The sequence below is a fragment of the Gemmobacter aquaticus genome, assembly GCF_007859075.1.
In the GTDB taxonomy this organism is placed as follows: Bacteria; Pseudomonadota; Alphaproteobacteria; order Rhodobacterales; family Rhodobacteraceae; genus Gemmobacter; species Gemmobacter aquaticus.
This window is the reverse complement of record NZ_VOAK01000011.1, coordinates 623,379-637,017: the sequence shown is the minus strand read 5'-3', so window position 1 is coordinate 637,017 and position 13,639 is coordinate 623,379. Positions and strand designations below refer to the sequence as shown.

Genomic DNA, 13,639 nt, shown 5'->3' with positions numbered 1-13,639 from the left:
CAGCACGTCTGGCCTGCGGAGCGAACAGGGCTGACATGGCAGACACACTTCTTATCGCCCCCACGATTGAACGCCACCGGCACGAACTGCGCCGCCGCAGCCTGACCATCAGCGCGATTAGCCGGATCACCCCAAACATGCTGCGCCTGACGCTTGCGGGGCCCGAGCTTGACGGCTTTGTCTCGATGTCGCCGGGCGATCACATCAAGATCTTCGTCCCCGACGGCGCGGGCGGCACGGCGATGCGCGACTATACCCCCCGGCGGTATGACGCGGCCAATGGCACGCTCGACATCGACTTTGCACTTCATGACGCAGGCCCCGCAACGCTTTGGGCCATGCAGGCCAAGGTTGGCGATGTGGCGCAGATCGGTGGCCCACGCGGTTCGCAGGTGATCAGCGGCCCGATCCAGCAATGGGTGCTGATCGGGGATGAGACCGCCCTGCCCTCGATCGCGCGACGGATCGAAGAGTTGCCGGCCGGCATGCCGGTCATCAGCCTTGTCGCCGTGCCCGGTGCGACCGATGAACAGCAGATCGCAACCGCCGCCGCACATCGGGCGCTTTGGGTACATCGCGACGATCCCACTGATGCAACGGGCCTGCTGGCCCAGCTTGACCGCATCGCATTGACCGAAAGCAGCTTTGTCTGGATCGCGGCCGAGGCCGGCGTTGCCCGCGCAGTCAGGGATGCCGCGCTTGCGCGCGGTCATGCCCCGGCCTGGATGAAGGCGGCAGGCTATTGGGTGGCGGGCGAGGCTGACGCGTCGGACAAGGACCTTTAGGCGCCGCGACACGAAGGCGCTTGGAAAGCGGCGCATCCTGCACGAACAATGGATCCGTCCCAGACCGGAACGGAGCCAGTCATGTTTGATGCCATCCTGATCGACAAGACCGAAGAGGGCCAGCGCGTCGTGCTGACCTCGCTTGAGACCTCTGCCCTGCCCGAGGGCGACGTGCTGGTCGACGTGGCCTTTTCAACGCTTAACTACAAGGACGCGCTCGCTCTCACCGGCGCCGCGCCGGTGGTTCGCCGCTTTCCGATGGTGCCGGGGATCGACTTTGCGGGCATCGTCGCAGAAAGCAGCCATCCTGACCTGCGCCCCGGTGACCCGGTGGTCCTGAACGGCTGGGGAGTCGGAGAGACACATTGGGGCGGGCTTGCCGGGCAGGCCCGGGTCCGGGGCGACTGGCTGGTAAAACTGCCCGATGGAATCAGCCTGACGCAATCCATGGCCATTGGAACCGCAGGCTACACGGCCATGCTCTGCGTTCTGGCGCTGCAGCGGCATGGCATCACCCCTACCTCGGGTGAGATCGTGGTGACTGGCGCGGCAGGCGGCGTCGGCAGCATCGCACTGACCTTGCTTGCCGCGCGGGGTTACACCGTTGCAGCCGTCACGGGCCGCCCAAGCGAAGAGGCCTACCTCCGATCATTGGGCGCCGCCTCCATCGTCGACCGGGCCGAACTCACCGGAACACCGCGCCCGCTTGGACGAGAACGCTGGGCGGGCGCGGTGGATGTGGCGGGCAGCACCGTCCTTGCCAATGTCATCTCGGCCATGAGGTATCGTGGCGTGGTCGCGGCCTGTGGCTTGGCGGCGGGGATGGACCTGCCCACAAGCGTCGCCCCTTTCATCCTGCGCGGGGTCACTCTGGCGGGGATCGACAGCGTGATGTGTCCGCTTTCCGAACGCGTCGCGGCATGGCAGGCCCTTGCGGATGAGCTGGACCTTCACAAGCTTGACGCAATCACCACCGAAATTCCCCTGGGACAGGTGATCGCCACGGCGCCCGAGTTTCTGCAGGGCAAGGTGCGCGGCCGCATCGTCGTGCCGGTTCGCCCTGAATTGGCCTGACCCAAAGGCGCAAGCGCGAACGAAAGGACAAAAAATGAAGATCATCTGGCTTGGGCACTCCGGTTTCCGGATCGAGATCGAAGAGGCCGTCCTGCTGGTCGACCCATGGCTCGATGGCAACCCGATGTTCCCCGCAGACCGCCGCGCCGAAGCCCTTGATGGCGCAACCCATGTGCTGCTGACGCATGGTCATGGCGACCATTCGGGCAGCGCGCTGGCGATTTCCCGCCAGAAGAACATCCCTCTCGTCGGCAGCTTCGACATGATCTCGTTCTGGGAGGCCGATGCAGGCATCACCGGGATCGGCTTCAACAAGGGCGGCACCGTCCATCTGGGCGGGGCAAAGGTCACGATGGTGAACGCGACCCATTCATCGTCCATTCAGGGCGCGCAAGGCCCGATCTACGCCGGCGGCGAGGCCGGTTTCATGATCGCGGGCGAGGGTCACACCATCTACCTTTCAGGCGATACCGACATCATGGCCGACATGGGCTGGATGGCCGAATACCACCAACCTGATATCGGCATCCTTTCGGCGGGCGGGCACTATACGATGGACATGGCCCGCGCGGCCTTTGCTGCCCGCAAGTACTTCAACTTCAGCACAGTCATCCCCTGCCACTACCGGACCTTCCCGATCCTCGCGCAGGATGCCACAGAGCTGCGCGCAGGTCTGCCGCCAAACGTGCGTGTGATCGAACCCGAGGTGCTGGAGCCCATCGAGATCTGAGGCGATGGCCGGGCACCGGCCCTAGGGCGTGGGTGCCGATGATGTGGCGGCGGACGCAGTCGGCGCTTTGCATTCGGGGTTGCCGAATTTCTTGACGCAGGCCGTCTGGGCGCAGACACGGATGCGGGCGTCGCGCTCGGGCTTGTGGATATCGACGCGCTCGACCGTCGCGTAGGATTGCTCCACCAACTCGGTCTCTACGGTGCAGCGCCGACCCCGGTTCGTCGTTTCACAATCCGTGACTCCGGTTGGCACGCGGACCCACCGCTCATGTTCGACGACCCGCTGCTCATAGACCGGCGGGATCTTCTGCAACCACTCGGCCTCGCAGAGCGACCTCTCTGCCCGGAACTCGGGTGTTCCGCAGCCGGCGACGGCCAGCAGCACCAGAATACGCGAAAGACGAATACGCATGGATCCCTCCCACCAGCCGATTACACCTGACACCAGCCAAGCGCCTTTTGCAGAGTTGCGTCAAGTCTCAGCGCCGTGCGGCAAAAAATCCCAAGAGCAGGGCCGAGGCCTCGGCCTCGGACAGCCCGTCATAGACCTCGGGTACATGGTGGCATTGCGGGTGACTGAAGACGCGTGCGCCAAAGGCCACGCCGCCCGACTTGGGATCGGACGCGCCATAGTAAAGTCGCGCGATCCGGGCCGCCGAGATCGCGGCCGCGCACATCGGGCAAGGCTCCAGCGTCACGTACAGGTCATGCCCCACCAGACGCTCCTGCCCCAGCCGGGCACAGGCCGCGCGGATGGCCAGCATCTCGGCATGCGCGGTCGGGTCGGCAAGCTCGCGCGTGCGGTTGCCGGCACGGGCAACGATCTCGCCATCTGGCGCCACGACCACCGCGCCGACCGGGACCTCGCCACGCGCGGCGGCGGCGCGCGCCTCGTCCAGTGCCACGTCCATGAATGATCGAAAGCCGCTCACACGATTGCTCTTTCAGGCTGGCGCCAATATCCTTGGCGATCCGGGGGCAGTTGGCCGCCGGTTTCGCTTTCAGGCGATTCACCCTTTCATGCCGGGAAACCCATGCCAGAACAAGAGAAGCCCAAGACGCCGAAACCGGTCGAGGGTGAACGGATCGCAAAGGTCCTGTCCCGTGCCGGGGTCGCATCGCGCCGCGAGGCCGAGCGGATGATCGAGCTTGGCGAGGTCAAGGTGAACGGCCGTGTCATCACATCGCCCGCGCTGAACGTGACCGCCAAAGACCGCATCACCGTGCGCGGCGAGCCTTTGGCAGAGAAAGAGCCGGTCCGGCTCTGGCTCTACTACAAGCCCGAAGGGCTGGTGACCTCGGCTTCCGATGAAAAGGGACGCGAGACGGTCTTTGACACGTTGCCCGAAGAGATGCCGCGCGTCATGTCGATCGGCCGGCTTGACCTGAACTCCGAAGGGCTGCTGCTACTGACCAACGATGGTGGGCTGAAGCGGCGGCTTGAGCTGCCCTCCACCGGTTGGCTGCGCAAGTATCGCGTGCGGGTACACGGCAACCCGACCGATCCCGACCTTGATCCGCTGCGTCAGGGCATCGTGGTCGATGGCGAGCGGTTCCAGCCCATGCAGGTGGTGCTTGACCGCGTGCAGGGTGCCAATGCCTGGCTGACGGTTGGCCTGCGCGAGGGCAAGAACCGCGAAATCCGCCGCGCGATGACGGAAATCGGGCTGACGGTGAACCGGCTGATCCGCGTGTCTTACGGCCCCTTCCGCCTGAACGACCTGCAACCGGGTCAGGTCGAGGAAGTGCGCCCCCGCACGCTGAAAGACCAGCTGGGCTTTGACCCGAACGGGGATGAGGCCCCGGAACCCGCCAAACGCAGCTCAGCCGCAAAGCCGGGGCGCAAACCCGCAACCGCGCCCAAGGCCGGCGTTGCGCCCAAGTCGGCGGCCACCGCAAAGCGCCCGGCCCGGCCCGCCGCCGGAACTGCTGGCGCCCGGCTGCTGGACTCGGCCGAACGGTTCATGGATGGACCGAAAAAGTCGACCTTCAAAACGCGCACAGAGGCGGATCGCGGCCCCACCGCTCCGCGCCGGTCGGCCGGCCCAAAGCCCACAGGCCCTAAACCCACGGGCGCCAAGCCTGCTGGCCCGCGTCCTTCCGGCCCCAAGCCCACCCGCCCAAAACGCTGACCCGCCCACGATTCTTTCCTTTCCCAAATATCCTCAGGGGGTGAATGGGCCGCATGGCCCAGAGGGGGCGCGAGCGCCCCCTGCCCGCTTTGTGCCGAAAACTGGCTTGCAACAGATTTCGCTGCATTTTTCAGCATTTCTCCCTCTGGCGGGGCGGGATCGCCTCACCTATAGTTCATCGCGCAAGGCCAGTTGGCCGCAGCAACCGGAGGACCGATGCCCGCATCTGCCCTGCAATCCCTGAGCTTCGCGGCCTTTTTCGCGCTGGTGATCTATGCCTCGTTCGGCGGGGGGCTCTGACCATGGCGCAACGCTTTGGCGGCAAGTATTCCCCGACGGGTGAGGTTGGCCGCGACCATCCGCCCGCCCCACCGTCCGCCGGCCAGCCTCCGAACCTCTTTGATGGCAAACGTCCGGCCAAGGCAGGGGCCCGGTCGAACATGCTGTTCCTCGCCGCTGTTTTCCCGGCGGTGGCAGGTTTCATGTCCGACCCGGTCGGCCTTGCCTGGGGCATGGGTGGGGCGGCGCTTCTTCTGGGGTCTGGCCTGCTGACGCGTGAAGGGCTGAAGGCCGAGGCGGCCTATGACCTGCGCAAGGTTTCCAAGCGCCCCGCGATCCCCCGCAAGATCTTTGGCTCGGTCGCCGCAGGATGCGGGCTTGGCATGGCCGGCATGATGTCGACCGGCACCCCGTTGTATGCGGTCCTTTTCGGCCTGCTGGGCGCCTTCCTGCACATGGGGGCCTTTGGGCTCGATCCATTGCGCGACAAGGGCGCAACGGGGATCGACGGTTTTCAGGCCGACCGGGTCGCCCGCGCCGTCGATGATGCCGAGGCGCACCTTGCAGGCATGAAGGACGCGATACTGCGCGCCCGCGACCGCGGGCTTGAGGCGCGGGTTGAACGGTTCGCCGTATCCGCCCGCCAGCTATTCCGTCGGATCGAGGAAGATCCGGGCGACCTTTCGGCCGCCCGCAAGTATCTGGGCATCTATCTGGAGGGCGCACGCGACGCTACGGTCCGCTTTGCCGACCTTTACGCCCAGAACCGCGACCCCAAGGCACGCGCCGATTACGAGGCGCTGCTTGACGATCTGCAGACACGCTTCGCCGCCCGCAGCCAGCAATTGCTCAGCAATGACGCGGGCGCGCTCGACATCGAAATTCAGGTGCTGCGCGAGCGGCTCAAATACGAAACCCCGGAAATCTGACCTGACCCATCGGGGTCGCCATTGTCGTCCGGTCTGACCGGAGCCCATCCCGCCGCAAGGCCATTTGACGGAGTTGTTGCCCATGTCCGAAGCCGTCCGCAAGGAAGCCGCCGCCGCACTCGCCGAGGTGGAACAGCTGAACGCGGTGATCCTGCCGCCCCCGGCCTCTGAGGTGGTCCCTCTGACCGCCGCCCCTGCCCCCGAAGCGGACGCGATCCGCAAGCGTATGGCTGAGATCGACATGGGCAATACCCAGTCAATCATCTCTTTCGGGTCGAGCGCACAGGCCGAGCTTCAGGTCATCTCGCAGCAGATGCTCGCCGATGTCAAAAACAAGGATGTAGGCCCCGCAGGCGATGCACTGCGCGGCATCGTCTCTACCCTGCGTGGCTTCACGGTGTCAGAGCTTGACGTGCGGCGCGAGCGTAGCTGGTGGGAGCGACTTCTGGGCCGCGCCGCGCCCTTTGCCTCATTTGTCGCCAAATACGAAGAGGTGCAGGGCCAGATTGACCGGGTGACGGCGGATCTCGACAAGCACCAGCACAAGCTGCTGATCGACATCAAGGCGCTGGACCAGCTCTATCTGAAGACCCTCGATTTCTACAATGAACTTGCGGTCTATATTGCCGCGGGCGAGGCCAAGCTGGCCGAGCTTGATGCCAAGGACATCCCCGCGCTGGAAGCCGAGGTTGCCGCAGCACCCGAGGCCGATCAGGTTCTGCGCGCGCAGGCCCTGCGCGACCTGCGGTCGGCACGCGACGATCTGGAACGCCGGGTGCATGACCTGAAACTGACGCGTCAGGTCACGATGCAGTCGCTGCCCTCGATCCGGCTGGTTCAGGAGAACGACAAGTCCCTGGTCACCAAGATCAACTCGACGCTGGTGAACACCGTGCCGCTGTGGGAAACCCAGCTTGCACAGGCTGTCACCATCCAGCGCTCGCGCGAGGCGGCGACCTCGATCAAGGAAGCCAACGACCTGACGAACGAGCTTCTGACCGCCAACGCCAAGAATCTGCAAGAGACGAACCGCGTGATCCGAACCGAAATGGAGCGCGGCGTTTTTGACATCGAGGCGGTGAAGCAGGCCAACGCGACGCTGATCGCCACCATCAACGAAAGCCTTGCCATTGCCGATGAGGGCAAGGCCAAGCGCGCCGCCGCCGAGGCGGATCTCGAGAAGATGGAGCATGAGCTGCGCGACACGCTGGCCTCGGCCAAGGCACGCAAGGATGGCGTGGGCACCGTGGCCGGTACGGCGGCAGGCTGACGGTACGCAATGCACCTGACCGGAATGGCCCGTTTCTCGGCGTTGGCGCTGGCCATTCTGGTCGGCGGCTGCGTTGCCACGCCGCCACCGCCTCCAAAGGTCGATCTGCCAGAGCCTGCGGCCCAACCGCCGGCGCCGTCCCCGCGTTCGGCGGAAAGTCAGGCCCTTGCAGACTACTATGCAAAGGTGCAGGCCGACCTTCTGTCCCAGGGCTTGCTCCGCACGGATGGCGGCGGGCGCGACGCGCCCTTCACCGACACGATGCTGGCCGAGAACTTCATCCGGGTCGCACTCTTCGATGAATACAAGCGCAGCCCCACAGGGCTGGTCGCACAACAGACCCAAAGCCATCTGCGGCGATGGGAACAGCCTGTTCGGGTGCAGGTCACCTTTGGGCCGTCGGTTCCACCGGACACGCGCGAGACCGATCGGGCGCGGATCAAGTCTTACCTTGCGCGACTTGCAGCCGCGACACGGCATCCGATCAGCGTGGTCGACAGCGACCCGAACTTCTGGATCGAGGTCGTATCCGAGGACGAGCGCCGCGCCATGGGACCGGTCATCTCTGCCCGGATGCCTTCGCTGTCACCGGCCGAGGTGGCGGGCCTCGTCAACCTGCCTCGCTCCACCTATTGCGTCGTCTATGCACTGTCGAACGCGGGCTCCTACAGCTACTCGCGCGCGATCGCGGTGATCCGCGCCGAACATCCTGATCTTCTGCGCCTCTCCTGCCTGCATGAAGAGCTTGCGCAAGGGCTTGGTCTTGCAAATGACAGCCCGCTTGCACGCCCGTCGATCTTTAACGACGACGAGGAATTTGCCCTGCTGACCCGGCAGGACGAACTTATGCTCCGCATGCTCTATGACCCCGCATTGAAGGCCGGAATGACCGCGACCGAGGCCCGCCCGGTCGCACATCAGCTGGCCACCGATCTGATCGGGGGCGAGAGCTGATCATGCGTGAACCGGGGCGCAGAAAACCCGCTTCAAACCCGTGTCACCTCGGGTATGGTAACCTCATTCGGGCGGGTGGTTCCGCCTTTTCCAGCGCCACTCTGGCGCCTCGCGATTGAAAGGCCTTGCCATGGTTTTCGATTTCCTCAAGGGCGAATTCATTGATGTCATCAGTTGGCTTGATGACACGCGCGACACGATGGTCTGGCGGTTTGAACGTCGCGGCCAGGCGATCAAATACGGCGCCAAGCTGACGGTGCGTGAAGGCCAGGCCGCAGTTTTTGTCCACGAAGGACAACTGGCCGACGTCTTTGCCCCCGGCCTTTACATGCTGGAAACCAACAACATGCCGGTACTGACAACGTTGCAGCACTGGGACCACGGCTTCAATTCTCCATTCAAGTCCGAGATCTATTTCGTAAACACGACGCGGTTCAACGACCTGAAATGGGGCACCAAGAACCCGATCATGTGCCGCGACCCGGAATTCGGTCCGGTACGTCTGCGCGCCTTTGGCACCTATTCGATGCGCGTCTCCGATCCCGGTGTCTTCCTGCGCGAAATCGTCGGAACGGATGGCGAATTCACCGCCGATGAGGTCAGCTTTCAGATCCGCAACGTGATCGTGCAGGAAATGAGCCGCGTTCTTGCCTCGTCCGGCATCCCGGTGCTGGATATGGCAGCCAATACCGCCGATCTGGCAAAGTTGATCTCCACGGCCATCGCACCCAAGATCGCGGAATACGGGCTGGTGCTGCCCGAGTTCTATATCGAGAACGTCTCGCTTCCCGAAGAGGTGGAGAAGGTGCTCGACAAGCGAACCTCGATGGGCATCGTGGGCGATCTGAACAAATACATGCAGTTCAACGCAGCCGAAGGTATGACCGTGCCCGGATCAGCCGTGGGCGGCGCCGTGGGCGCAGGGCTTGGCGCGGGGATCGGTATGGGCATGGCCCAGCAGATGCAGCCTTCTGGCCCCTGGGGGGCGTCGCCAGCAACCCCCCCACCGCCTCCGCCCGCATCGCGCCAGTGGCATCTGGCCGAGGGCGGCGCGACCAAGGGGCCATATGCCGAGTCTGACCTGCAGGCATTGGCACAATCCGGCGCCCTGACGCGTGGCAGCCTTGTCTGGACCGCCGGCATGGAAGGGTGGAAGCCCGCCGCCGAGACAGAGCTTGCTCGGCTTTTCGCCCAGGTGCCGCCGCCGCCACCGGGGGCCTGATCTTGGCACTTGCCGAACGCCACTTCCCCTGCGCGTCTTGCGGGGCTGATCTTCGCTACGCCCCGGGCCAGACCCACATGGTCTGCGACCACTGCGGGCACGAGCAAGACATCCCCGCAGCGCCCGAGGCCCGTAGCCTTGTTCTGGGCGAGCAGGACCTGCACCGCGCGCTGCGCGACGCACTCCCCCCCGGGGCGATGGAAGAGGTGCGCACCACGCGTTGCCCCAGTTGCGGCGCACTGGTCGAGTTCGCCGATGCGACCCACGCCACCGAATGTCCCTTTTGCGCAACGCCGGTCGTCGCAGGCACCGGCACCAACCGGCAGATCAAGCCGCAGGCGGTGTTGCCCTTTGCGCTGGACGAGCGCACGGCCCGGCGCGCGATGACCAACTGGCTGGGCAGCCTGTGGTTTGCGCCAAACGGGCTGGTGGAGTTTGCCCGCAAGGGGCGCGCGATGAATGGTCTCTACGTCCCCTACTGGACCTTCGACGCGGCCACCCGGTCGTCCTATGTGGGTGAGCGGGGCGACCACTACTATGTCACCGAAACGGTTGTCATCGATGGCAAACGGCGCCAGCAGCAGGTGCAAAAAACCCGCTGGTCAGCCGCGCGCGGTTGGGTGAAGCGGGCCTTTGACGACGTGCTGGTGCTGGCCTCGCAGTCGCTGCCACGCCAGTACACCGATGCCCTTGCCCCCTGGGATCTGGCGGCGCTGAAGCCCTATCGCGCCGACTATCTCTCGGGCTTCACGGCCGAGGGCTATACTGTCGGGCTTGAGGAGGGCTGGGCCCGCGCCCAGCAAGAGATGTCGGGCGTGATCGCCTATGATGTGCGCCGCGCCATCGGTGGCGATGTGCAGCGCATCCAGCGGATCGACACCGAATATTCAGCCGAGACGTTCAAGCATGTCCTGCTGCCGATCTGGATGGCCGCCTACAAGTACAACGGTCGTACCTACCGCTTTGTCGTCAATGGACAAACCGGTCGGGTGCAGGGGGAGCGGCCCTACAGCGTCTGGAAGATCGCCTTCGCCATCCTCTGCGCGCTCGCCCTTGCTGCGGCCTTCGCCTATGCCAACGAGAAGGGCCTGATGCGCTGACCGCTGCCGCTTTCCTTTTCCAAATATCCTCGGGGGGCGTTGCCGCAGGCAACGCGGGGCAGACAGCCCCCCGACCCGGCCAACCACATTGACACAGCGCCCGTCGCGCGCGATAGGCCAGCATCCCTAGAACCGAGAGGCCCCATGCGCGTTCTGTCCGAAGCCCATATCCCGGAACTGCCGAACCCCTATTTCGGCAAGGTGCGCGATTGCTACGACCTGCCGCCCACCGCGGAGGTGCCCGAGGGCCGGCGCATCCTGATCTCGTCTGACCGGATTTCGGCCTTCGATCGCATCCTTGCGGCGATCCCGTTCAAGGGGCAGGTGCTGACACAGACCGCGCGCTTCTGGTTCGACCAGACCGCAGATATCTGCGCCAACCATGTGCTGAGCTATCCCGACCCGAACGTGGTCATCGGCAAGCGCCTGACCATTCTGCCGGTCGAGGTGGTGGTGCGCGGCTATCTGGCGGGTACCACGGGGACATCGATCCTGCCGCTCTACAAGCAGGGGCACCGCACAATGTATGGTCACACCCTCCCCGACGGATTGCGCGACAATCAGGCGCTGCCGCAGCCGATTATCACGCCCACCTCCAAGGCGTTCGATGGTGGCCATGACGAGCCGCTGACCGCGACCGAGATTGTCGAGCAAGGCCTGCTGACCCAAGCGCAATGGGATGAAGTCTCGGCCAAGGCGCTGGCCCTCTTTGCGCGCGGGCAGAAGATGGCGGCAGAGCGCGGGCTGATCCTTGTGGACACCAAGTACGAGTTCGGCACCGATCTTTCGGGCAATATCCTGATCGCCGATGAGATTCACACCCCCGACAGCAGCCGCTACTGGCTGGCCGATGGCTATGAGACAGCACTGAAGGGCGGCACCCGCCCGCCGTCCTTCGACAAGGATGTGATCCGCGCTTGGGTCGCCGCCCGCTGTGATCCCTACAAGGACCCGATCCCCGAGATCCCGGCCGAAATGATCGAGGCCACCTCGAAGGTCTATATCCAGGCGTTTGAGGCGATCACCGGCCAAAACTTCACGCCGGATCTGTCCGGGGCAACCCCGCTCGATCGCGTGCGCGCCAACCTCGCCCCCTACTTCACCGCCTGAAGGTGGGCGGGGAGACCCCCCGCCCGACCCGTCAGGCCTTGTTGATGGGGATGCGCGTGCTTTTCGGCTCGGCCATCGCCTTCTTTGGTACGATGACCGTAAGCACGCCGTCTTTCATGTCTGCCTTCACCGCCGCCTCGTCTGCATCGGCTGGCAGGCGGAAGCTGCGGCTGAAGCTGCCGAACTGGCGTTCACTGAAATACCAGGTCTCGCCCTTCTCTTCGCGGTTGGTTTTCTTTTCGCCCCGTACCGTCACCACACCATCATCGACGCTAAGGTGGATGTCTTCCTCGGCGACGCCGGGCAATTCCATCGCGATACGATACGAGCCATCATCCTGTGATGCCTCCGCTGCCGGCGCGAGCCAGTCCGTAAGCCGCGATCCGGCCTGGCGCAGCGGATCAAAGAACGAGGGCCAGAAGTTCGTCAGCGCAGTTTTCTCAACCATCGGAAGCCTCCTCTTTCCTGAGTTGCGACGGCTGGAAAGATAGCGATTCGACGGATCTCCGCCGTGATACAGGTCATTGCGCCGGCAGGTGCATCCGGCAGACAATGAACGGGGATTCTGCGCCTCGAAGTGCATGTTTGCGCTAACAAGCGAAATCTCGGTATAAGCACGGAAACTTCGGGAGGACTGCGATGATTCTCAGCTGTGGCGAGGCCCTGATCGACATGTTGCCGCGCGAAAGCACGGCCGGAGAGGCCTGCTTTGCGCCCTATGCCGGCGGCGCGGTGTTTAATACCGCGATCGCCCTTGGCAGGCTCGGCGCGCCGTCGGCCTTCTTCTCGGGCGTCTCGACCGACATGCTGGGCGAGATTCTGGCCGATACGCTGACCGCCTCCAAGGTCGACACGCAGTATCTGGCGCGCTCGGACAGGCCGACCACGGTTGCCTTCGTCAAGCTGGTGAACGGTCAGGCCACCTATGCCTTCTATGACGAGAATACCGCAGGCCGGATGCTTTCGACCGAGCAACTTCCCAACCTTCCCGCCGATGTGGATACCCTGTTCTTCGGTGGCATCAGCCTTGTGAACGACCCCGCCGCCAGCACCTATGAGGCGTTGCAGGCGCGCGAGGCCCCTGCCCGCGTCACCATGATCGACCCCAACATCCGCCCCGGCTTTATCGCGGGCAAAGAGGCCGAATACCGGACGCGGATCGAACGGATGATCGCCGCCGCCGATATCGTGAAACTGTCGGATGAGGATCTGCACTGGCTGATGGGGGCTGGCGACATCTCGGCGCTGGCGCGGTCCATTGTGGCCAAGGGGCCGAAGGTCGTGTTCATCACCGAGGGCGCGGCTGGTGCGCGCGCCGTGACGGCGACGCAAGATCGGTTTGTCGCGGCAACCAAGGTGACTGTGGCCGATACGGTTGGCGCGGGCGATACGTTCAACGCAGGCGTTCTGGCCGCGTTGCACGAGGCCGGGGCGCTGACCAAGGCCGCGCTTGCCGCGCTGCCCGATGCGGTTCTGGACACCGCGCTGTCGCTTGGCTCGCGGGCCGCCGCCGTGACCGTCAGCCGCGCAGGCGCGAACCCGCCGTGGAGGCACGAGCTTTGAAGGCCGTTGTCCAGCGCGTTTCACGCGCAAAGGTCACGGTTGACGGGAAGATCACCGGCGAGATTGGCGAGGGTCTGATGATCCTCGTCTGCGCCATGCAGGGCGACACCGAGGCTCAGGCCGATCAGTTGGCCGCCAAGATCGCAAAGTTGCGTATCTTCAAGGACGAGGCTGGCAAGATGAACCGGTCCGTCAAGGATATCGGTGGTGCTTGCCTGATCGTCAGCCAGTTCACCCTCGCCGCCGACCTGCGCGGCAACCGCCCCGGCTTTTCGACTGCCGCCGCCCCGGATGAAGGCAAGCGGCTCTATGAATACTTCACCGCGCGGATCGCAGCCGAAGGCTTGGCGACCGCGAACGGCATCTTTGGCGCCGATATGGATGTGGAACTTGTCAACCAAGGGCCGGTGACCATCTGGATGGACACCGCCGGCTGAAGCGGGTCGGGAAGGCCCGTCAGGCCTTCCACTCCCTCAGGCCTTCCAGTCC

General features: G+C 64.7%; 15 protein-coding genes. 12 read left to right on the top strand and 3 right to left on the bottom strand.

Translation table 11 applies throughout. The features are described 5' to 3' along the window. The first annotated feature begins 35 nt into the window (after nt 1–35). The 3 genes from FQU74_RS05140 (at nt 36) to FQU74_RS05130 (ending at nt 2,589) form a co-directional block, all read left to right on the top strand. Complete coding sequence (locus tag FQU74_RS05140; protein ID WP_146285344.1) at nt 36–785, top strand: siderophore-interacting protein; 750 nt, start codon at nt 36–38, stop codon at nt 783–785. 81 nt (nt 786–866) lie between these two features. After that, nucleotides 867–1,859: an acrylyl-CoA reductase (NADPH) gene (gene acuI / locus FQU74_RS05135; protein ID WP_146285343.1), complete on the top strand. Its 993-nt coding sequence runs from the start codon at nt 867–869 to the stop codon at nt 1,857–1,859. 34 nt (nt 1,860–1,893) lie between these two features. Continuing rightward, the gene (locus FQU74_RS05130; RefSeq protein WP_146285342.1) at nt 1,894–2,589 is read left to right on the top strand and encodes a metal-dependent hydrolase; all 696 of its coding nucleotides are present in this window, start codon (nt 1,894–1,896) and stop codon (nt 2,587–2,589) included. Nucleotides 2,590–2,610: 21 nt separating this feature from the next. Here FQU74_RS05130 and FQU74_RS05125 read toward each other — a convergent pair whose 3' ends face one another. Beyond that, entirely contained in the window at nt 2,611–3,003 is a 393-nt protein-coding gene (locus FQU74_RS05125; RefSeq protein WP_146285341.1) for a hypothetical protein, read from the bottom strand. Nucleotides 3,004–3,070: 67 nt separating this feature from the next. Further along, nucleotides 3,071–3,502: a nucleoside deaminase gene (locus tag FQU74_RS05120; RefSeq protein WP_146286213.1), complete on the bottom strand. Its 432-nt coding sequence runs from the start codon at nt 3,500–3,502 to the stop codon at nt 3,071–3,073. A 123-nt stretch (nt 3,503–3,625) separates the two neighbouring features. Between FQU74_RS05120 and FQU74_RS05115 the strand changes: the two genes are divergently transcribed. The 7 genes from FQU74_RS05115 to FQU74_RS05085 all read left to right on the top strand — a co-directional run bounded on the left by FQU74_RS05115 (nt 3,626) and on the right by FQU74_RS05085 (nt 11,587). After that, nucleotides 3,626–4,723: a pseudouridine synthase gene (locus tag FQU74_RS05115; RefSeq protein ID WP_146285340.1), complete on the top strand. Its 1,098-nt coding sequence runs from the start codon at nt 3,626–3,628 to the stop codon at nt 4,721–4,723. Nucleotides 4,724–5,025: 302 nt separating this feature from the next. Beyond that, nucleotides 5,026–5,931, top strand: a complete 906-nt coding sequence (locus tag FQU74_RS05110) for a 5-bromo-4-chloroindolyl phosphate hydrolysis family protein (RefSeq protein WP_146285339.1) — start codon at nt 5,026–5,028, stop codon at nt 5,929–5,931. 82 nt (nt 5,932–6,013) lie between these two features. Beyond that, nucleotides 6,014–7,201 (top strand): toxic anion resistance protein, encoded by a 1,188-nt coding sequence (locus tag FQU74_RS05105; RefSeq protein WP_146285338.1) that lies wholly within the window; start codon nt 6,014–6,016, stop codon nt 7,199–7,201. A gap of 24 nt (nt 7,202–7,225) precedes the next feature. Continuing rightward, nucleotides 7,226–8,155: a DUF2927 domain-containing protein gene (locus tag FQU74_RS05100; protein WP_229704319.1), complete on the top strand. Its 930-nt coding sequence runs from the start codon at nt 7,226–7,228 to the stop codon at nt 8,153–8,155. Between the two features lie 130 nt (nt 8,156–8,285). Next, entirely contained in the window at nt 8,286–9,377 is a 1,092-nt protein-coding gene (locus FQU74_RS05095) for an SPFH domain-containing protein (RefSeq protein ID WP_146285336.1), read from the top strand. A 2-nt stretch (nt 9,378–9,379) separates the two neighbouring features. Continuing rightward, nucleotides 9,380–10,477 carry a TFIIB-type zinc ribbon-containing protein gene (locus tag FQU74_RS05090; protein WP_146285335.1) on the top strand — a complete coding sequence of 366 codons (1,098 nt, stop codon included), beginning with the start codon at nt 9,380–9,382 and terminating at the stop codon, nt 10,475–10,477. A gap of 144 nt (nt 10,478–10,621) precedes the next feature. Then, entirely contained in the window at nt 10,622–11,587 is a 966-nt protein-coding gene (locus FQU74_RS05085) for a phosphoribosylaminoimidazolesuccinocarboxamide synthase (RefSeq protein ID WP_146285334.1), read from the top strand. Nucleotides 11,588–11,618: 31 nt separating this feature from the next. Here FQU74_RS05085 and FQU74_RS05080 read toward each other — a convergent pair whose 3' ends face one another. Further along, nucleotides 11,619–12,035: an Hsp20/alpha crystallin family protein gene (locus FQU74_RS05080; RefSeq protein ID WP_146285333.1), complete on the bottom strand. Its 417-nt coding sequence runs from the start codon at nt 12,033–12,035 to the stop codon at nt 11,619–11,621. A 191-nt stretch (nt 12,036–12,226) separates the two neighbouring features. Here FQU74_RS05080 and FQU74_RS05075 point away from each other — a divergent pair, with 191 nt between their 5' ends. Continuing rightward, nucleotides 12,227–13,150 carry a carbohydrate kinase family protein gene (locus tag FQU74_RS05075; protein WP_146285332.1) on the top strand — a complete coding sequence of 308 codons (924 nt, stop codon included), beginning with the start codon at nt 12,227–12,229 and terminating at the stop codon, nt 13,148–13,150. After that, nucleotides 13,147–13,587 (top strand): D-aminoacyl-tRNA deacylase, encoded by a 441-nt coding sequence (gene dtd, locus FQU74_RS05070; protein WP_146285331.1) that lies wholly within the window; start codon nt 13,147–13,149, stop codon nt 13,585–13,587. Before FQU74_RS05075 ends, dtd begins: the two co-directional genes overlap by 4 nt. The last annotated feature ends 52 nt before the right edge of the window (nt 13,588–13,639 follow it).